This is a genomic window from Devosia sp. LjRoot16, assembly GCF_964252795.1.
GTDB lineage: Bacteria > Pseudomonadota > Alphaproteobacteria > Rhizobiales > Devosiaceae > Devosia_A.
In genome coordinates this window covers 107,000-124,280 of sequence record NZ_CAXUPH020000005.1, presented here as the reverse complement: position 1 = coordinate 124,280, position 17,281 = coordinate 107,000, and the positions used below count along the sequence as shown (strand labels likewise).

At 66.5% G+C, this 17,281-nt stretch carries 19 protein-coding genes; 9 read left to right on the top strand and 10 right to left on the bottom strand.

The annotated features are described in order from the left end of the window. Positions 1-3 precede the first annotated feature (3 nt). From ACSQ23_RS21980 to ACSQ23_RS21965, 4 genes are all read right to left on the bottom strand, one after another. Complete coding sequence (locus ACSQ23_RS21980) at positions 4-609, bottom strand: hypothetical protein (RefSeq protein ID WP_055886363.1); 606 nt, start codon at positions 607-609, stop codon at positions 4-6. Continuing rightward, positions 582-1,337 carry a murein L,D-transpeptidase gene (locus ACSQ23_RS21975; RefSeq protein WP_056003272.1) on the bottom strand — a complete coding sequence of 252 codons (756 nt, stop codon included), beginning with the start codon at positions 1,335-1,337 and terminating at the stop codon, positions 582-584. The genes ACSQ23_RS21980 and ACSQ23_RS21975 overlap by 28 nt, the downstream gene beginning before the upstream one ends. Before the next feature lie 41 nt (positions 1,338-1,378). Continuing rightward, on the bottom strand, positions 1,379-2,407 hold the full coding sequence (locus ACSQ23_RS21970; protein ID WP_055886370.1) for a L,D-transpeptidase family protein: 1,029 nt from the start codon (positions 2,405-2,407) through the stop codon (positions 1,379-1,381). Between the two features lie 126 nt (positions 2,408-2,533). Beyond that, entirely contained in the window at positions 2,534-3,493 is a 960-nt protein-coding gene (locus ACSQ23_RS21965; protein ID WP_055886383.1) for an acetyl-CoA carboxylase carboxyltransferase subunit alpha, read from the bottom strand. 191 nt (positions 3,494-3,684) lie between these two features. On the opposite strand from ACSQ23_RS21965, the gene ACSQ23_RS21960 reads away from it, so the two are divergent. Continuing rightward, a complete protein-coding gene (locus ACSQ23_RS21960) occupies positions 3,685-4,014 on the top strand; it encodes a hypothetical protein (RefSeq protein WP_056003277.1) in 330 nt (109 codons plus the stop codon). A 3-nt stretch (positions 4,015-4,017) separates the two neighbouring features. On the opposite strand, the gene ACSQ23_RS21955 is transcribed toward ACSQ23_RS21960, so the two are convergent. The 3 genes from ACSQ23_RS21955 to ACSQ23_RS21945 are packed head-to-tail and all read right to left on the bottom strand — an operon-like array spanning position 4,018 to position 5,825. Beyond that, positions 4,018-4,584: a YdcF family protein gene (locus ACSQ23_RS21955; protein WP_436091908.1), complete on the bottom strand. Its 567-nt coding sequence runs from the start codon at positions 4,582-4,584 to the stop codon at positions 4,018-4,020. A 21-nt stretch (positions 4,585-4,605) separates the two neighbouring features. Then, positions 4,606-5,517, bottom strand: a complete 912-nt coding sequence (locus ACSQ23_RS21950) for a site-specific tyrosine recombinase XerD (protein WP_056003283.1) — start codon at positions 5,515-5,517, stop codon at positions 4,606-4,608. Beyond that, on the bottom strand, positions 5,514-5,825 hold the full coding sequence (locus ACSQ23_RS21945; protein ID WP_082528489.1) for a hypothetical protein: 312 nt from the start codon (positions 5,823-5,825) through the stop codon (positions 5,514-5,516). The genes ACSQ23_RS21950 and ACSQ23_RS21945 overlap by 4 nt, the downstream gene beginning before the upstream one ends. Positions 5,826-5,970: 145 nt before the next feature. Between ACSQ23_RS21945 and ACSQ23_RS21940 the strand changes: the two genes are divergently transcribed. Both ACSQ23_RS21940 and aroB read left to right on the top strand, forming a co-directional pair. Further along, positions 5,971-6,564: a shikimate kinase gene (locus ACSQ23_RS21940; protein ID WP_055886404.1), complete on the top strand. Its 594-nt coding sequence runs from the start codon at positions 5,971-5,973 to the stop codon at positions 6,562-6,564. Beyond that, complete coding sequence (gene aroB / locus ACSQ23_RS21935) at positions 6,557-7,675, top strand: 3-dehydroquinate synthase (RefSeq protein ID WP_436091907.1); 1,119 nt, start codon at positions 6,557-6,559, stop codon at positions 7,673-7,675. Before ACSQ23_RS21940 ends, aroB begins: the two co-directional genes overlap by 8 nt. Here aroB and ACSQ23_RS21930 read toward each other — a convergent pair. Next, positions 7,659-9,170 carry an FAD-dependent monooxygenase gene (locus ACSQ23_RS21930; protein ID WP_436091906.1) on the bottom strand — a complete coding sequence of 504 codons (1,512 nt, stop codon included), beginning with the start codon at positions 9,168-9,170 and terminating at the stop codon, positions 7,659-7,661. The genes aroB and ACSQ23_RS21930 overlap by 17 nt on opposite strands. A gap of 207 nt (positions 9,171-9,377) precedes the next feature. On the opposite strand from ACSQ23_RS21930, the gene ACSQ23_RS21925 reads away from it, so the two are divergent. Next, positions 9,378-10,220 carry a 5'-3' exonuclease gene (locus ACSQ23_RS21925; protein ID WP_436091905.1) on the top strand — a complete coding sequence of 281 codons (843 nt, stop codon included), beginning with the start codon at positions 9,378-9,380 and terminating at the stop codon, positions 10,218-10,220. Between the two features lie 3 nt (positions 10,221-10,223). Here ACSQ23_RS21925 and ACSQ23_RS21920 read toward each other — a convergent pair whose 3' ends face one another. Beyond that, a complete protein-coding gene (locus ACSQ23_RS21920) occupies positions 10,224-11,264 on the bottom strand; it encodes an OmpA family protein (protein ID WP_056003300.1) in 1,041 nt (346 codons plus the stop codon). A gap of 173 nt (positions 11,265-11,437) precedes the next feature. Continuing rightward, positions 11,438-11,704 carry a BolA family protein gene (locus ACSQ23_RS21915; protein WP_436091904.1) on the bottom strand — a complete coding sequence of 89 codons (267 nt, stop codon included), beginning with the start codon at positions 11,702-11,704 and terminating at the stop codon, positions 11,438-11,440. Between the two features lie 51 nt (positions 11,705-11,755). Here ACSQ23_RS21915 and ACSQ23_RS21910 point away from each other — a divergent pair, with 51 nt between their 5' ends. The 5 genes from ACSQ23_RS21910 (at position 11,756) to ACSQ23_RS21890 (ending at position 17,277) form a co-directional block, all read left to right on the top strand. Next, on the top strand, positions 11,756-12,397 hold the full coding sequence (locus tag ACSQ23_RS21910) for a J domain-containing protein (protein WP_436091903.1): 642 nt from the start codon (positions 11,756-11,758) through the stop codon (positions 12,395-12,397). A gap of 221 nt (positions 12,398-12,618) precedes the next feature. After that, positions 12,619-13,596 (top strand): cobaltochelatase subunit CobS, encoded by a 978-nt coding sequence (cobS, locus tag ACSQ23_RS21905; protein WP_055886431.1) that lies wholly within the window; start codon positions 12,619-12,621, stop codon positions 13,594-13,596. Between the two features lie 14 nt (positions 13,597-13,610). Next, on the top strand, positions 13,611-14,360 hold the full coding sequence (locus tag ACSQ23_RS21900; protein ID WP_436091902.1) for a class I SAM-dependent methyltransferase: 750 nt from the start codon (positions 13,611-13,613) through the stop codon (positions 14,358-14,360). Continuing rightward, positions 14,360-16,249 (top strand): cobaltochelatase subunit CobT, encoded by a 1,890-nt coding sequence (gene cobT / locus ACSQ23_RS21895; RefSeq protein ID WP_436091901.1) that lies wholly within the window; start codon positions 14,360-14,362, stop codon positions 16,247-16,249. Before ACSQ23_RS21900 ends, cobT begins: the two co-directional genes overlap by 1 nt. Then, a complete protein-coding gene (locus ACSQ23_RS21890; protein WP_436091900.1) occupies positions 16,246-17,277 on the top strand; it encodes an esterase-like activity of phytase family protein in 1,032 nt (343 codons plus the stop codon). Before cobT ends, ACSQ23_RS21890 begins: the two co-directional genes overlap by 4 nt. Positions 17,278-17,281: the final 4 nt, after the last annotated feature.

Here is a 17,281-nt window from a genome sequence, read left to right as displayed (position 1 = left end):
CCGTCAGGTGCAGGTCACCCGCACCTCGGCAAAACCAGCCTCGTCGGCCGAGAACACCATCACCGTGCAGCTGGTGCCGGCAATGGTGCCGAAACCGGTCTCGACCACCTGGCCGACGCCATCCATGGTGACCGTATCGGCCGTGATCAGGCCGGTCTTTATCACCGCCTTTGACTGGCAGATCGGATAGCTCTCACCCGGCGTCACCATGAAGCGGGTACCGAGCGGGATGCAGTCGGTGGTCGGCAGGTTCGGGTCGATCTCGGCGGTCTCGGCGCTTGCGTCCGGGGCGCCGGGCAGAGCGGCGGGGGCCGCCGCGACAGCAGCCTGTTGCGCCGTCCACTCGCCCTCGAGCTTCACCATCCGGTCCTGCAGGGCCAAGAGGCCCGCCGCGGTGCCGTCGTCGACGGGCGCCGTCACGGCCTCGGCACGCTTGGCGAGCTCATCTACCGAGCTGCGCAAAGCCACCACCGCCTCGGTCACCGCCTTGGTCTTCATGTCGGTATTGAGCTGCACGGCGACAGCCCCGGCCAGCGCCACCAGGCCGACGATGGCGGCGAGGAACGGGATCAGCCGGTCGATCAGGACCAGGCGGCGATAACGGCGCATTCCGGCCCCTCCGCGTCTGCGCCAAAGCGATATTCGCCCCGGCAGGCTGCCACCCTGGGCGGGGTGCCCACCGCCTCGAACAGGTCGTGGCCGGCCTTGAGATTACGCCAGAACGGCGCCCAGGTGTTACCGCCCTCGGCGGCCAGCGCCATGGCCGTCATGCGGAACGGGAAGACGTGCACGTCGACGGCGTCCTGACCATGGCTCAGCGCAGCTTCGACCACCGCATAGACCTCGTCGACGTTTGGATCGGTGATGGCGTAGCAGCCGATCGAGGAGCAGCCGCCATGCACCATCAGCGCCGAGCCGGTGCGGCCAAGCTGCCGGTCGAAAGCATTGGGAAAACCGAGGTTGAAGCTGAGGTGATGGCGCGAATTGGGGTTCAGCTGGCTCTGCGCCACCCGGTAGAAGCCCTCCGGTGACTGCTTGTCGCCTTCCTTGAGCTTGGGCCCGAGATCGCCCGAGAATTTGCAGATGTCATAGTCGCGGAACAGCGCATAGCGCCCGCCGGCGCGCTGCAGCCACAGCTCCAGCTTGTGCTCGCGCTTGAAGATGCGGACATACGCCCTGTCGCCGAGCGCAAACCCGGCTGCCGTCAGCTCGGCAACGAACTGCGTGCGGTCATAGACGCGCTCGGTGGCGATGTCGCGATCTCCCGTTCGTTCGGTGAGCACGAAGCGCCCAACCAGCGCCGCCGAGAGGAGCAGGACCCCGATCGCGATGGCCATGCCAACATGGGAGCGACGGGACCGCATCGCAAGATGACCGTCTACGCTCGATGCAGGCGCGGCAGCGGAATCGGCGCCACCTTGCTCGGGTCGATCACCCCGGTCTCGGCGCCGCCGCCAAACATGCCGCCGAAGAAGCTGCCTATCGCCTCGCCACGCGCCTTCGCCGCAGCCTTCTCGTCAGCCGCCTTCTGCGCCTCGGCTGCAGCTTTGGCGGCCTTGTCGGCGAGGTTGGCGACTTCCTTGGCCATCGCCGCCTCGTCGGCGGCGGCCTTGGCCTTTACCGTATCCGGCACGTTCTGCGCTACCGTCACCGGGCAGCTGCCCAGCGCATCGAGCGCCGTGCCGCCTGGCACGTCGAACACGTATTCCTTGTTGCAGACATCCCAGGACACCGGCGCCTTCGAGATCTCGAAGCGGTCGTAGCCTTCCTTGATGTCCTTCCAGAAGCTCATGTTCGGATTGTCGGCATGCTTGGCGAGGTTCTGCGCCGACATGCGGAACGGATAGATCTGCAGCTGGAACGAGGCGTTGCCGCCTTTGAAGCTCTCGCGCGCCAGCGCATAGATCTCGGCGATCGACTCGTCAGTCATCGAGTAGCAGCCACGCGACGAGCAATCGCCGTGTACCATCAGGTCGGAACCGGTGCGCCCGTAGGCGCGGTCGAACTTGTTGGGAAAGCCGGTGTTGAAGGCCAGGTAATAGTTCGAGTTCGGGTTCATCAGGCCGGGCGTGACCGTGTAGAAGCCCTCGGGCGACTGGCGGTCGCCTTCCTTCACCTTCGGGCCGAGTTCGCCCGACCAGGCGCAGATCTGATAGGATTTGAACAGCTTGAAGGCGCCGGAACTGGTCTGCTTCCAGACCTCGAGCTCCGAGCTTTCCTTGAAGATGCGGACCATCATCGCCGCTTCCGGCGACGAGCCAAGACCGGCGAGCCGGCTGACGGTCTCCTGCTTCAAGGGCGCCATCGCCTTGGCGTTGCCCGGCTTCAGACCGCCGCAGCCGGCAAGCAGCGCGGCCACGCTGATGGCGGCGCCAACAAGAAGGATGGAACGGAGCGTTCTGCCCAAAGTCAGCTACCCGAAATGCTTGTCTGCCCGAACAATCGGGTTACGAGCGGACGGTTACCATGTGGTAAGCCGGCATGGTTAACGGCCCGTTTACTATTGGCTTCATGCCCGCTGCTTCAGTGCCAATCAACTCAAATTGGTGCCGATCGCGAGGAATTTGTCACGCCTGTGTTCCCGGACCTCCAGTCGCCCCCGTGTGCCCGGGAAATCGGTCAGAAACTGGGTGATGGCGCGTGCGGTCGAGGCCATCACCTCTGCGTGATGGCGGTGCGCGCCACCGGCCGGCTCCGGGATGATGCCGTCGATCACCCCGAGCCCGAGCAGGTCGGGCGCGGTGATCTTCTGCGCCGCCGCCATATCGGGGGCGCGGGCTGCGTCACGGAACAGGATCGCGGCGCCCGGCTCGGGCGAAATCACCGAGTAGATGGCGTTCTCGAGCATCAGCACGCGATTGGCCGTGGCGATGGCGATGGCGCCACCCGACCCGCCCTCACCGATGATGATGGCGATGTTGGGAATACCGAGCTGCAGACAGCGCTCGGTCGAGCGCGCGATCGCCTCGGCCTGGCCGCGCTCCTCGGCGCCGATGCCCGGATAGGCGCCGGCGGTATCGACGAACGACACCAGCGGGATATCGAAGCGGTCGGCCATGTCCATGATGCGCACCGCCTTGCGGTAGCCTTCGGGCCGCGCCATGCCGAAATTGTGCTTCAGGCGGCTCTCGGTGTTGGAGCCCTTCTCCTGCCCTAGGATCGCCACCGGCTGCCCGTTGAAGCGGCCAAAGCCGGCCTGCAGCGCCGGATCCTCGGCGAACTTGCGGTCGCCGGCCAGCGGTGTCCACTCCGAAATCAGCGACTTGATGTAGTCGGAAAAGTGCGGGCGCTGCGGATGGCGCGCCACCTGCGTCTTCTGCCAGGGGGAAAGCTTCTTGTAGATATCGACCAGCGCCTCGTCGGCGCGGGCCGAGAGGCGCGTCACCTCTTCATCGATGGACACGGCCTGATCGGACGTGGCGAGGGATTTGAGCTCGGCGATCTTGCCTTCGAGATCGGCGACCGGCTTTTCGAAATCGAGATAGGACTGCATCCAACCCGCCAGATAGAGGAAGGGCGTCAACTCGCGCCCTAAAGTGGCCGGAAAGTGGCGATGCGGCCCGGCCGAGTCAAGCATCGAGCGGTGGCCGGGGACCCATTCCACCGCTCTGTCACGCCGCGTTAACCAATGCATGACGCATTCATGACAACGCTGGAGCGAACGACCGGAACCATCCTTCGACCATGACGACCTATGCCCTGGTGAGCGTTGGCTGCCCGCATTGCAGCGGCCAGTTCCTCGAAAACGCCAAGCTGGTACGCCCCGACGGCGACGCCTGGTGTCCGCATTGCGAGAAACTGTTCACGCTGGATCCTGGCAACCTGGCGACCCGCCGTACCCTCGCCGAAGCCAAGGCCGCCCGGCGCCGGCGTAAGGAGCGGCTTACCGAGCTGCGCGCCACCTGGAGCGACGTCCCTGCTGCACCGCCCAAGCCGATGCTGATGGGTGACGTACTGCGTGCGCTGGACGAACTGCTCGACCGGCTCGACGGCCTCACCCACAAGCGCTCCTGAGACCTACTGGCCCGTGATCCGGTAGACCAGGGTGAACCACACCTCGCGCGCCAGCATTGGCAATTGCGTGCCCAGCGTCTGGTAACGGCTGGTCGGCGTCGCCGCAGGCCAGGCATCGATCCCCAGCTCGCGCGCCATGGTAACAGCGCGCCTCAAGTGCAGCGGATCGCTGACCACCAGCACCCGGGCCAGCTGATGCTCGGCCAGGATCGGTGCGGCGAAGTCGATGTTCTGCCTGGTCGTCCGCGACTGCGTTTCGACGAGGATCGCCTCGGCTGGAATGCCCGCCGCCATCGCCCACGCCCGCCCGGCCTCGGCCTCGCCGACCGCATCGTACGGGTTCTTGCCGCCGGTCATCACCAGCGTCCGCACTTTGCCGGCCTTGTAGAGCGCGACCGCGTGCCTGAGCCGCTCCGCGAACACCGGCGTCGGATGATCCCCGGCCACGGCCGCACCCAGCACCAGCGCCGCATCGGCGGGACCGGGATTGCTGCTGTTGCCGAAGCTCCAGATGTCAAAAGCGATCCACGCCACAACGAGCACCATCGCCGCAGCGACGAGGCCAAGCACACCGAACAGCAGGCGCAGCTCTCAGCCCTCCGCCAGCGGATGGTGCGCTTCGACCAGCGATTTCAGCTTCTCGTCGAGGACGTGGGTATAGATCTGCGTGGTCGAGATGTCGGAATGCCCGAGCAGCGTCTGCACCACTCGCAGGTCCGCGCCGCCCGCCAGCAGGTGGCTGGCAAAGGCATGCCGCAAGACGTGCGGCGACACCCGGGCCACGGAAATCCCCGCCCGGCCAGCCAGCCGCTTGAGTTCCCGCGCAAACACCTGCCGGCTGAGATGGCCGCTCTCGCCGCCCGCTGGAAACAGCCACACGCCGGGCTCGAGCCGCGTCAGATACGCCTTCACCGCATCGCGCGCCCGATCGGTGAGCGGTACGATCCGCTCCTTGCCGCCCTTACCGCGCACGGTGAGAAAGCTGGCGTCGCGCATCACCGCGGCCCGCTTCAGTTCCACCAGCTCCGATACGCGCATGCCAGTGGCGTAAAGCAGCTCGAGCAGCAGGTAGAGCCGCCCCGCCATGGCGCGCTCCGCCTCGCTCACCTCCGGCGCTTCGATCTCGGCTTCCGCAAGGCTCAGCAGCCGATCGATCTCGGCGATCGACAGCACCTTGGGCAGGCCTCGCCTCGCTTTGGGCGAAGCGATGATTCGCGTCGGGTCGTCGCCGCGCACCGCATCGGCGGCGAGGAACTTGTGGAACTGCCGGATCGCCGAGAGCTTTCGCGCGCTCGAGGAGGCGGCTATGCCCTCGGCTTCGAGGAAGGCGAGATACTCCGTCACCTGTTCGCGCCCGGCCGCGGTCGGTCCGGTGCCGCGACGCGCCAGGAACCCGCAATAGTCGCCAAGATCGCGGCGATAGGCATCGATGGTGTTTTTGGCCGCGCCGCGCTCGGCGCTCATCATCTCGAGGAACGCGTCGACCAGATGGCCGCCGCTCATTCGATTCCCTGTTGCCGGGTCACCACTTCACCCTCCTCGGCCGGTGCATCGCTGGCGGGCTCGACCGACAGCGCCGGCTCTTCGGCAGCGGGCGGCGCGGCCGCCGGTGCTTCAGGTTGACGCGTGGTGTTGATCTCGCGTCGCACCAACGGGTCGCGCTGCGTCGAGGGCACCAGGTCGCGCGCCGGAATGCGGATGGTCACGTCCTTGTCGCGCGGCTGGACGATGGCGACGAGCGCGAACATGGCCCCGTAGCCCAGTCCGACCAGGACCAGCAGGATGACGATCAGACGAATGAGAGTCGGCATGGCAATCCGCTTTTGTCACGCTACGGGCCAGTCTCCCCTGTTTGCTGGATGCGATCAAGGGTGCGCTAACCATAGCCGTCCGACCATAGCGGGCATTGACTTTATGCCGCCCTAACGCTTCAAACCGGCCGAACAGGGAAATGCGATGTCACGCGACGGCCCGACCACACGCGACGACCGGCGCGAGGATCTGCAGCGGCTCCTCGGGCACCGCCCGATCGTCCTGATCGGCATGATGGGCGCCGGCAAGACCACGGTCGGCCGCCGCCTCGCCGCCCGCCTCGGCCGCCACTTCGTCGACAGCGACGAAGAGGTGGAGAAGGCTGCCGGCATGACCATCGAAGACATTTTCCGCGCCCATGGCGAGGCCGATTTCCGCGCCGGCGAAGTGAAGGTGATCGCCCGGCTGCTGAAAGACCACAACATCGTGCTCGGCACCGGCGGCGGTGCCTTCATCAACCCCGAAACCCGGGCCCTGGTGAAGGAAGCGGCGATCTCGGTATGGATCAAGGCCGATTTCGAGCTGTTGTTCCAGCGCGTCTCGCGCCGCTCCAACCGGCCGCTGCTGAAGACCGCCAACCCGCGCGAAACCCTGCAGAAGCTGATCGACGTGCGCTATCCGGTTTATGCCGAGGCCGACGTCACCATCGTGTCGCGCGACGTGCCGCAGGACCAGGTGGCAAGCGAAGTGATCGACGCCGTTTTGGCGCACCTGAGCAGCGAGACGCCCAATGGCTGAGCCGACCACCGTCCACGTGCCGCTGGACGAGCGCGCCTACGACATCCTCATCGGCAATGGGCTGATCGACAATGCCGGCGCCCTGCTCAAGGCCAGGTTCCCCGGGCGCCGCTTCGGCATCGTCACCGACACCGAAGTCGCCATCGCCCAACTGCCGCGGCTCACCGCCTCGCTCGATGCAGCCGAAGTCGGCTACACCACGGTGGTGCTGCCCAATGGCGAAAGCACAAAGTCCTTCGCCCGGCTGGGCGAAGTGGTCGAGGCGATTCTCGCAGCGCGGCTGGAACGCGGCGACCTGATCATCGCGCTGGGTGGCGGCGTCATCGGCGATCTCGCCGGCTTCGCGGCGGCGATCGCGCGGCGCGGCATGGATTTCGTCCAGGTCCCGACCTCACTGCTGGCGCAGGTCGATAGCTCCGTCGGCGGCAAGACCGGCATCAACTCGCCGCACGGCAAGAACCTGATCGGCGCTTTCCACCAGCCCAAGCTGGTGCTGGCCGACCTCGACGCGCTCGACACTTTGCCGCCACGGCAGCTCGCCGCCGGCTATGCCGAAGTGGTGAAATACGGGCTGATCGACGACGAGCCGTTCTATTTCTGGCTCGAAGACAACCGCCGCGAGATCTTTGCCGGCAACGCTGCGTTGCGCGCTGAAATGGTGGCGCGCTGCTGCGCCGCCAAGACCCGCTTCGTGCTCGCCGACGAGAAGGAGACCGGGGTCCGCGCCCTGCTCAATCTCGGCCACACCTTCGGCCACGCGCTCGAATCGGCCACCGGCTATTCCGACCGCTTGCTGCATGGCGAAGGCGTCGCCATCGGCATGGTGCTGGCGCATGGGTTTTCGGCCAAGCTTGGCCTCGCCCCCAGCCAGGATACCGGCCGCATTGCCCAGCACCTGAGCGCCGCGGGCCTCCCGACCCACATCAACGATATCCCCGGCGAGCTGCCCGATACCGATTACCTGATGAACGCCATCGCCCAGGACAAGAAGGTGGTGCGCGGCGCCCTCACCTTCATCCTGACTCACGGCATCGGCCGGGCCTTCATCGAGAAGCATGTCGACCCGGCCGCCGTGCGCGCCTATCTCGAAGAGGTCAGGAGCGGCCGTTAGGCCGCCCGAACCAGGTGGCCAGCGCCTCGGCCAGCCCCTGCCCGGCGGCGTCTCCGACCCACGCCACATAGCCGTCGGGGCGGATCAGCACGGCCTCAGGTGCAGTGACCACTCCGAGGTCCGGCAGCTCCCACGCGCCGTCATATGCTGCGTCGACAACCTGTACCCGATCCGCCCACGACGCGATGTTGAATGCCGAGGGCGTGCCGAGGTTGAGCAGCAGCGGCCGTGCCGCGTGCAGCAGCGCGGAGGTTCGCTTCGGGCCGCCGGCCGTAGCAAGATCGAGATCCGGCATGCGGCGCCCGAGCAGCGGATGGCCTTCGCCGAGCTCGTAGCGGATCCCGAGCCCGATCAGGTCGGCGGCCACACGCCGGCGCGGCTCCTCCATCTCCAGCAGCTCCGCCATGGTCTCGCGCAACGCCTTGGTGCGATCATCCTCACGCCGCAGCGCCACCGCAGCCATGGTGTAGCGGAGCACCCTGGCCCCGACCGGGTGCCGTTCGGCGTGGTAGCTGTCGAGCAGGCTCTCGGGCGACGTCCCCTTGATCACCTGCGCCAGCTTCCAGCCGAGGTTCACCGCGTCCTGCACCCCGGTCTGCAAGCCCATGCCGCCATCGGGCGGATGGATATGCGCCGCATCGCCCGCGACCAGTACCCGCCGCTCGCGGTAAGTCGCCGCCTGTCGCGCCGCGTCGGTGAAGCGGGTGATCGAGGTCGGGCTGTGGATGCCGTAATCGGTGCCGTAAACGCCGATCAGCGCCTCCTGCACCTCGGCCAGCGTCGGCTCGCCGGTCTTGCCCACCTCCCGCTCGGTCACCAGCACGCGGACAGGACCGCTCTTGGCAAAGATGATCTGACCATCGCGGATCTCGTATTCGGCCCGGCCGATGGAATGAATTCCGGTGGCATCCCGGCGAATGCCCAACTCCGGTGGTTCCTCTGCCAGTTCCGCTTCGGCAATCAGGTTGCTGGTGGTGGGGTCCGAGCCGGGGAACTCGATCCCCGCCACCTTGCGCACGAGGCTCCGCCCGCCGTCGCAGCCGACGAGATATTGCGCCCGCAACGCACCGTCGTCGCTGAGCGCAATGTCGATGCCGGCCTCGTCCTGCGTAAAGTCGGTCACGGCGACACCCCGATAGATCGGCACCTCGAACGTGTCGATCCAGCCGCCGAGGATCCGCTCGACGTGGTTCTGCCAGAGGCCGAGGGTGTAGGGGTAACGCGTCGGGAAACCGCTGAGGTCGAGGCGCACGCCGGCAAACCCTACCGCCTGCGCCACCTGCCCTTCAGCGAGGAACCGGTCGGCAATGCCGCGCTGCTCGAAGCTTTCGAGCGTGCGGGGATGCAGCCCGCCGGCGCGTGAGCCGACGACGTCCCCACTCGACCGTCGTTCGACGATCGCCACGTCGACACCGGCGAGCGCCAGCTCTGCGGCCAGCATCAGCCCGGTCGGGCCGCCGCCGGCAATCACCACCTGATGTTCGGACTTGCGCATCTTTGTCTCCGTTCAGATCTGACGAGGACACGCCTTTTACGGGATGGTCGGGGTCTTGAAGCAAGCCCCTTGTGCGTTACATATCAGTATGGGCAGAGGGCGAGATCGCGCTTTGCCACCCCTCCCTGACATGTATCCTGCCACCGAGCGCGAGACGCTGGGCACGATTCGAGCCCGCGCCGCGCCAAAAGACGCCGAGGGAAAACCATGTCCGATCGCCGCCCGCTGCTCGTCATCGACGGCGACTCGTTCGCCCACCGCGCCTATCACGCATTGCCCAAGACGGTACGGCGCAAGGGCGATCGCGGTGGTGGCGCCATTGTCGGCTTCGCCAACTACCTGATCCGGCTGTACGAGGCCGAGCAGCCGCGCGCCGTGTTGGTCGGCTGGGATACGCTCGCCGAACCCAACTGGCGGGCGCTGGAATTCGCCCCCTACCAGGGCGGCCGTATTTTCGAGGATGAGATCGTCGAGCAGCTCGAGGTGTTGCCTCAGGTCGTCACCGCCTTCGGCTTCGTCTTCGGCAAGGCGGGCCGCTTCGAGGCCGACGATTTCCTCGCTACCGCCGTGGCGATGGAGGAGAAAGCCGGCGGCACGGCTTTGGTCGCGACCAGCGATCGCGACGCCTATCAACTGGCCTCCGACCGAACCACCATCCTCGCGCCGATCAAGGGCGGCGAGATCGCCCGCATCGACCCGGCCGGCGTGCGCGAGCGCTATAAGGTGGAGCCCCGCCAGGTACCCGATTTCATCGCGTTGCGCGGCGACCCCTCCGACAAGATCCCCGGCGCCAGGGGCGTCGGCGAGGCCACGGCGGCGAGCCTCCTGCAGCGCTACCCGGATCTCGAAGCGATGATCGCCGACAACCGCTTCCCCACCCAGGCCGATGATCTGCGGCTCTATAAGCGCATCGCCACCATGGTGACAGATGCGCCGCTGCCGCCAGTGGCGGACGCCAAGCCGACCTGGGGCAAGGCGGCCGCGCTGGCCCGCGACTGGGAGCTCAACAACCTCGCCGATCGGCTGCAGCAGCTAGCCGACAAAGCTTAGCTGTTACGGCGCGACCGAGATCACCACGCGACGGTTGGCGTAGAACGTCTCGCCGAACTGTTCGGTGGCGCCGGCGCCGGTGGCCGACACCTTCTCGAACTTCAGCCCGGCCTGCTTGAGGTAGGCCAGGACGTTCTGCGCCCGCTCGATGGCGAACAGCGCATTGGTGGCGTGGTTGCCGGCGCGGCTCGAATAACCGGTGACCAGCACCTTGCATTTCTGCTCGCCGATATCGGCGACGATCTGGTCGAGCCGCTCCATCAGCTTGGGGGTGAGGTCGTTCGAACTCTCGTTGAAGCCGACGACATTGTAGAGCTCGTCGCGGTTGCAGGCCGGATTGGCAGTCGGTTCATCTGCTGCGGCGAGGCTCGCGGTGGCGACCGGCTTATCCCCCTCGCCCGTTTCCGGCAGTTTCAAAGCAGTCACCGCTACGGGCGCCTTCACCGCCGCTGGTTCCTCGGCCACCGCCGCGACCTCAGTCGTCACCGGCTCGGCTACCGGCTGCGCCGCGGCAATCGTCGCGTCGGGCAGCGGCCAGCCGCCGGTGGGCGCGCGCGACACGCCCTCCACGTTGCCGTCCTTCAGCACCAGGAACTCGCCCAACAGCTCGTTCTCGGTACTGGCTGTGGTGCCCTGCGTCGAAAGTCCAGACACCGTCACGGCGCGGCCGTTCACTGCTACGGCGGCGAGATAGAGGTTGCGGTCGCGGTTCGAGCCGTCGCCGCCATAGGCCTCGTTCACCAACCGCACCCGGACCTCGCCGCCCGGCTTGAACAAATCCTCGGGGATATCGAAAGCGAAACTCTGCACATACGGGGTCTTGTCGGCGGCATCGGCAAAGCGGCCGGCGGTGGCGGTGTCGATGGCGGCGTTCACTGCGCCCTCACCCAGCACCTTGCCGTCGAATGTCACCTCGAACTTCGGCGGCCCGTCATAGGCCTCGCCGCCAATGATCAGCTGCAAGCTGCTGCCCGCGGCCAAGGCACCCGGCACTGCGCATAACGCAAAGGCGGTCGCGAGGACCGCCGTCTTCAAAGTGGACATGTCGCCCTCCAGTCTGTCTGCAGACATCACTGCTAGGCAACGCCTTGGGCGATAGTTCGGAGACAAAGCGGCAGCCTGCCATGGCTTCGCCCGGCTTTGGCCGCAAAGCGGCGCACCGGTTGCAGCGCCGGGGCGCGGCACCCATATGTGCCGCATCCAACAATACCAGACGATCAGGCCGTGGGGGCGACCACCTCAACGGCCAGCGCATGGACGCCGGCTTTCAGCTCGGCGTCGAGCGCCTCCATCACGGCACGATGCTGTGCGAGGCGTGACTGGCCGGTGAACATTGGAGAGGCGATCCGGACGCGGAAATGCGTCTCGCCGCCCTCCCGATAACCGCCGTGCCCCCTATGTTTCTCGCTCTCGTCGATCACTTCAAGATGGGTCGGCGTGAATTTGACCGAAAGTTTTTCTGCAATCGTGTCTCGAACGGACATATGGATACCGGTTCAGTTTGAGGCGTGGCTGAGGCCCCGTAACTAGGATTGATGAAGCTGGATTCCAAGTATTTTGACCGCATCCGGATCCGATCTCGGCACCCGGAACCCGAAGCGCGCGCCGAAGTGCCGGCCTGCGGATGGGAGGGTTGCGACCAGCCCGGACTCTACAAGGCGCCCAAGGGCAACCGGGCCGTGGGGCAGTACCACCACTTCTGCCTCGAGCACGTGCGCCACTACAATCAGGTGTTCAACTTCTTCGCCGGCATGAAGCCCGAGGAGATGGAATCCCAGCTGCACGCCGAAAAGGAAACCGACGGCCGACCGAGCTGGGGGTTCGGCGCCAAGCCGGGCGCCGGTACCGGTCCGCGCATGCCGCGTGGCGCGCCGCGTGACCCGACCGCAAAGCGTGTCAACGACCCGTTCGGGGTATTCGCCCGTTATGCCCGCCACCAGCAGCGCGCCCCGGCCGAAGAGCGGGTAAAGCCGCTGCACGAGCAGGACCGCCGCTCGTTGGAGACCCTGGGCTTCAAGGGCTACGTCAAGGCCGAGCAGATCAAGGCCGCCTACAAGGCGCTGGTGAAAGTCCACCACCCGGACGCCAATGGCGGCGACAAAAGCTCCGAGGATCGGCTGCGTGCCATCATCGCCGCCTACGCGCACCTCAAGTCCAAAGGCTTTGTCGGGCGCTGACACCCGCTTCCTGCGGCGTCAGTCGGATGAATCTTTGTTATGGCGGTATTTGCGCCGCCAATAGATGCCGGCAAGTGCCCGTCGACGCGGCACATTGCGCCCGTGCCCGGCTGTCGCCAGATTGTCGCGCAGCCCTACCCCCGGGCACCCGATGCTGCTATAGAGCCCGGCAACCGCCAAGGCAGCCGTCTTGACCTATTTCCTTCCGCGAGCCTCGTGAAATGCCTGAATTCAACAATCTGCCGAACAAGCAATATTCCGTCCGCGAAACCTTTGGCATCGACAGCGACATGAAGGTCATGGGCTATGCGGAAACCGATCCGCATGTGCCGCCGCTGGATCCGGACTATCTGTTCGACCGCAACACCACCCTGGCGATCCTTGCAGGCTTTGCCTTCAACCGCCGCGTCATGGTGCAGGGCTACCACGGCACCGGCAAATCGACCCATATCGAGCAGGTCGCGGCGCGCCTGAACTGGCCGCTCGTCCGCGTCAACCTCGACGCCCACGTCTCGCGTATCGACCTGGTCGGCAAGGACGCCATCGTCCTCAAGGACGGCAAGCAGATCACCGAGTTCCGTGACGGCATCCTGCCCTGGGCCGTGCAGAACAACATTGCGCTGGTGTTCGACGAATACGATGCCGGTCGCCCCGACGTGATGTTCGTGATCCAGCGCGTCCTCGAGACGCAGGGCCGGCTGACGCTGCTCGACCAGAACCGCGTCATCACCCCGCACCCGGCCTTCCGGCTGTTCGCGACCACCAACACCATCGGCCTCGGGGATACGTCGGGCCTCTATCATGGCACCCAGCAGATCAACCAGGGCCAGATGGACCGCTGGTCGATCGTCACCACGCTCAACTACCTGCCGCACGACAAGGAAGTCGGGATCGTCCTCGCCAAGGCCAAGACCTATACCGGCGAGAAGGGCAAGAAGACCGTCAACAACATGGTCCGGCTAGCCGATCTCACCCGCCAGGCCTTCATCAACGGCGACCTGTCGACGGTGATGAGCCCGCGTACGGTGATCACCTGGGCCGAGAACGCCGAGATTTTCGGCGACCTCGGCTTCGCCTTCCGGCTGACCTTCCTCAACAAGTGCGACGAGCTCGAACGCCCCGTGGTGGCCGAGTTCTATCAGCGCGTGTTCGGCGAAGACCTGCCGGAATCGGCTGCCAACCTGGCGGTGACTGCCTGAGCTGGAGGCCCATGGTGGCCCAGAACATCTACGACGACCCGAAATTCCTTGCCGGGTACAGCGAATTCCCGCGCTCACGTGATGGCCTCGAGGCCACCAGCGAGTGGCCGGCGCTGCGCGCCCTCTTGCCGGAGATCGCCGGCAAGCGCGTCGTCGACCTGGGCTGCGGCTTCGGCCAGCTGAGCCGCTGGCTCGGCGACGCGGGCGCCCGTTCCGTCCTCGGCATCGACCTCAGCGAAAAGATGCTGGCGCGAGCTGTGGCCGAGACCAGCAATCCGGCCGTCACCTATGCCCGCGGCAACCTCGACGAGCTGGTACTGGCGCCCGGTAGCGCCGAGCTGATCGTCAGCTCGATGGCGCTGCATTATGTCGAGGATTTCGGCCGCATCGCCGGAACGCTGTACGGCGCGCTGGCGCCCGGCGGGCAACTGGTGTTTTCCGTCGAGCACCCGATTTATGCCGCCCGCGCCGAGCCCGAATGGGTCGCTGCCGCCGATGGGCGCCAGGCTTTCGCCATCGCCGACTACCTGGTCGAGGGCCGCCGCGTCACCAACTGGATCGTCGACGGCATCGTCAAATTTCACCGCACCATCGGCACCATGCTGAACATCCTCAGCGGCGCCGGTTTTGAGTATCGCGCCGTCAACGAGTGGAAACCGTCGGACGCACAGTTCGCCGCCCATCCGGAGTGGCGGGCGACCGAGCTGACCCGCCCGATGTTCCTCTTGATGTCCCTGACCAAGCCTGCCCAACGAGAACACTGATGGCCCCTCCGCCGCGCTCCAAGCAGAACAAGCCCGACACCACTGCCCCGTTCAAATCGGCGATGGGCGCCGCGGTGCGCGCCATTGGCGGCAAGCGCGACCTCGAGGTGAGCTTCACGGCCGATCGGCCCATCCTCACCGCCGACAAGGCGCGGCTCGCCAACCTGCCGCGCCTGCCAACGCCGCGCGACATCGCCATTGCCCGTGGGCAAGGCGACGCCATGGCCATGCGGCTCGCCAGCCACGATCCCGAAACGCATCGCAAGCGCGCTCCCGCCGAGCCGGAAGCCCGCGCCGCCTATGATGCGCTGGAGCAGGCCCGCGTCGAGGCGCTGGGCTGCATCCGCATGCCCGGCATGACCGGCAACATCCACGAAATGCTGGAAGACCGGCTGTTCCGCCAGAACTTCGCCGAGGTCAACGACAAGGCCGACGCTCCGCTGGCCGAGGCGCTGGGCCTGATTCTGCGCGAACGCGTCGCGGGCGTCGCCATCCCGCCCTCGGGCAATGCCATCGTCGAATTGTGGAAGAAAGAAATCGAGCAGCGCGCCGGCAACTCGCTGACCACGCTCCTCACCAAGTTCGAGGACCAGGAGCTGTTCAGCCGCGCCACGCGGCAGCTGCTGCGCGACCTGAGCCTCGTGCCCGACAGCGATCTCGACGACGGCGACAGCGACGATTCCGAGCAGGGTGACGACCAGGAGCCGGAGCGCGGCCAGGACGACGAGAAAAACCCCGAGCAGGGCGAGGGGGAGAGCGAGGACGCCGAGGCGGACGAGGATCAGACCCCCGGCCAATCCGAGCAGGAAGGCGAAGTCGAAGGCGCGGAGATGGATTTCTCCGAGACCGACGAGGACGACAGCTCCGAGTCGGGCGAAGACCAGCCCAATCCGCCGCCGCCCGGCGCCAATGCCAAAGAATTCCAGAACGTCTTCAACTACAGGATCTTCACCCAGAAGTTCGACGAGGTGGTGCGGGCCCCCGACCTCTGCCCGCCCGAGGAGCTGGACCAGTTGCGCACGCTGCTCGACAAGCAGCTCGAGAACCTCGCCGGCGCCGTGGCGCGGCTCGCCAACAAGCTGCAGCGGCGGCTGATGGCGCAGCAGAACCGCAGCTGGGAATTCGACCTCGAAGAGGGCCTGCTCGATACGGCGCGTTTGACCCGCGTGGTCACCGATCCGCTGCAGGCGTTGAGCTTCAAGGTCGAGCGCGACACCGATTTTCGCGACACCGTGGTGACGCTCCTGCTCGACAATTCCGGCTCGATGCGCGGCCGCCCGATCACTATCGCGGCGATCTGCGGCGACATCCTCGCCCGCACGCTCGAGCGTTGCGGCGTGAAGGTCGAGATTCTTGGCTTCACCACCCGCGCCTGGAAGGGCGGCAAGAGCCGCGAGGCCTGGCTCGAGGCGGGGCGTCCGCCCAATCCGGGCCGCGTCAACGACATCCGTCATATCATCTACAAGGCGGCCGACGAGCCCTGGCGGCATGCCCGCCGTAACCTCGGCCTGATGATGCGCGAGGGGCTGCTCAAGGAGAACATCGACGGCGAAGCCCTGCAATGGGCGCACAAGCGCCTGCTCGCCCGGTCCGAAAATCGCCGCATCCTGATGGTGATCTCCGATGGCGCGCCGGTCGACGACTCGACCCAGAGCGTCAATGCCGGCAACTATCTCGAGGCCCACTTGCGTCAGGTGATCGAAGACATCGAGACCCGCTCCGCCGTGCAGCTGGTGGCGGTCGGCATCGGCCACGACGTCACGCGCTACTATCGGCGCGCCGTAACGCTGCTCGACGCCGAGGAGCTGGCAGGGGCGCTGACCGATGAGCTCGCCTCGCTGTTCGATGAGGAGGCGCCCGGCGCCTTCCGCAAGAGCCGATACGGATGACCGCAGCACGGCGTGCCTCGCGTCTCGCCGGAGCGGCACTGCTGATCGCAAGCGCAGGCGCCGCACTGCTGGTAGCGGCTGGGCTGGGCGCCCGGGCCGATGACGAGACGGTGACCTCGGTGCCGCTCTCGACCTTTATGGGCGCGGGCATCGGCCAGCGCGTGCAGAGCCTTGTCTGGCGCGGCGGCATCGAGATGCAAAGCCAGACCGACACCTTCGGCGGTCTTTCCGGCCTCGGCTTCACCGGCCCCGACGGACGGCTGGTCATGGTCTCGGATCGCGGCAATTTCGTTTCCGGCCAACTGCTCTACGACGAAGCGGCGCGGCCGATGGGGCTGATCGGCGTCAAGGTCGAGCCGATCCAGAATTCCAAGGGCAAGGAACTGCCCCGCGCCTATTCGCGCGATGCCGAGGCGCTGGCGGTGATCGTCCGCGACGGCCAGCCGAGCGCCGTGCGCGTCGGCTTTGAAAACCTCACCCGTGTCGCCGACTTCACCCTGGTCGACGGCGTGCCGCAAGGCGCCGCCCGCGAGGTCAACATCCCCAAATGGCTGAGCGACACCCGCACCAACGAGACGCTGGAAGCGGTCTGCATCGCCCCCGCCGACTCGCCGATATCAGGCTCCACCCTGCTCCTTACTGAAGGCATCATCGACGATGACGGCCAGCACTCGGCATACCTGCTCGGCCAGAACGACAAGGGCCCGCTGAGCTACATCTCGGGCGATGGCACCAACCCCACCGACTGCGCCTTCATGCCCAATGGCGACCTCCTGGTGCTGGAGCGCGGCATTGCGCTCCTCGCCTTCCAGATGCGGCTGGTCCGCATCCCCGCCGCCGAGGTGAAGGCCGGCGCCCATATGAAGGGCGAGCAGCTGCTGCACGCCGCCGGCGGCGACATCGACAACATGGAAGCCCTCGCCGTCCACAGCGCCCCGGATGGCACCACCCGCATCACCCTGGTGTCGGACAACAACTTCAACGACTGGGAACGCAACCTGCTGCTGGAGTTCAGCCTGCCGGACTGAGGAG

Coding starts and splice junctions, on each gene's coding strand:
- ACSQ23_RS21980 (WP_055886363.1), bottom strand. CDS start 609: ATGCGCCGTTATCGCCGCCTGGTCCTGATCGACCGGCTGATCCCGTTC.
- ACSQ23_RS21975 (WP_056003272.1), bottom strand. CDS start 1,337: ATGGCCATCGCGATCGGGGTCCTGCTCCTCTCGGCGGCGCTGGTTGGG.
- ACSQ23_RS21965 (WP_055886383.1), bottom strand. CDS start 3,493: ATGCAGTCCTATCTCGATTTCGAAAAGCCGGTCGCCGATCTCGAAGGC.
- ACSQ23_RS21960 (WP_056003277.1), top strand. CDS start 3,685: ATGACGACCTATGCCCTGGTGAGCGTTGGCTGCCCGCATTGCAGCGGC.
- ACSQ23_RS21950 (WP_056003283.1), bottom strand. CDS start 5,517: ATGAGCGGCGGCCATCTGGTCGACGCGTTCCTCGAGATGATGAGCGCC.
- ACSQ23_RS21945 (WP_082528489.1), bottom strand. CDS start 5,825: ATGCCGACTCTCATTCGTCTGATCGTCATCCTGCTGGTCCTGGTCGGA.
- ACSQ23_RS21940 (WP_055886404.1), top strand. CDS start 5,971: ATGTCACGCGACGGCCCGACCACACGCGACGACCGGCGCGAGGATCTG.
- aroB (WP_436091907.1), top strand. CDS start 6,557: ATGGCTGAGCCGACCACCGTCCACGTGCCGCTGGACGAGCGCGCCTAC.
- ACSQ23_RS21930 (WP_436091906.1), bottom strand. CDS start 9,170: ATGCGCAAGTCCGAACATCAGGTGGTGATTGCCGGCGGCGGCCCGACC.
- ACSQ23_RS21925 (WP_436091905.1), top strand. CDS start 9,378: ATGTCCGATCGCCGCCCGCTGCTCGTCATCGACGGCGACTCGTTCGCC.
- ACSQ23_RS21920 (WP_056003300.1), bottom strand. CDS start 11,264: ATGTCCACTTTGAAGACGGCGGTCCTCGCGACCGCCTTTGCGTTATGC.
- ACSQ23_RS21915 (WP_436091904.1), bottom strand. CDS start 11,704: ATGTCCGTTCGAGACACGATTGCAGAAAAACTTTCGGTCAAATTCACG.
- ACSQ23_RS21910 (WP_436091903.1), top strand. CDS start 11,756: ATGAAGCTGGATTCCAAGTATTTTGACCGCATCCGGATCCGATCTCGG.
- cobS (WP_055886431.1), top strand. CDS start 12,619: ATGCCTGAATTCAACAATCTGCCGAACAAGCAATATTCCGTCCGCGAA.
- cobT (WP_436091901.1), top strand. CDS start 14,360: ATGGCCCCTCCGCCGCGCTCCAAGCAGAACAAGCCCGACACCACTGCC.
- ACSQ23_RS21890 (WP_436091900.1), top strand. CDS start 16,246: ATGACCGCAGCACGGCGTGCCTCGCGTCTCGCCGGAGCGGCACTGCTG.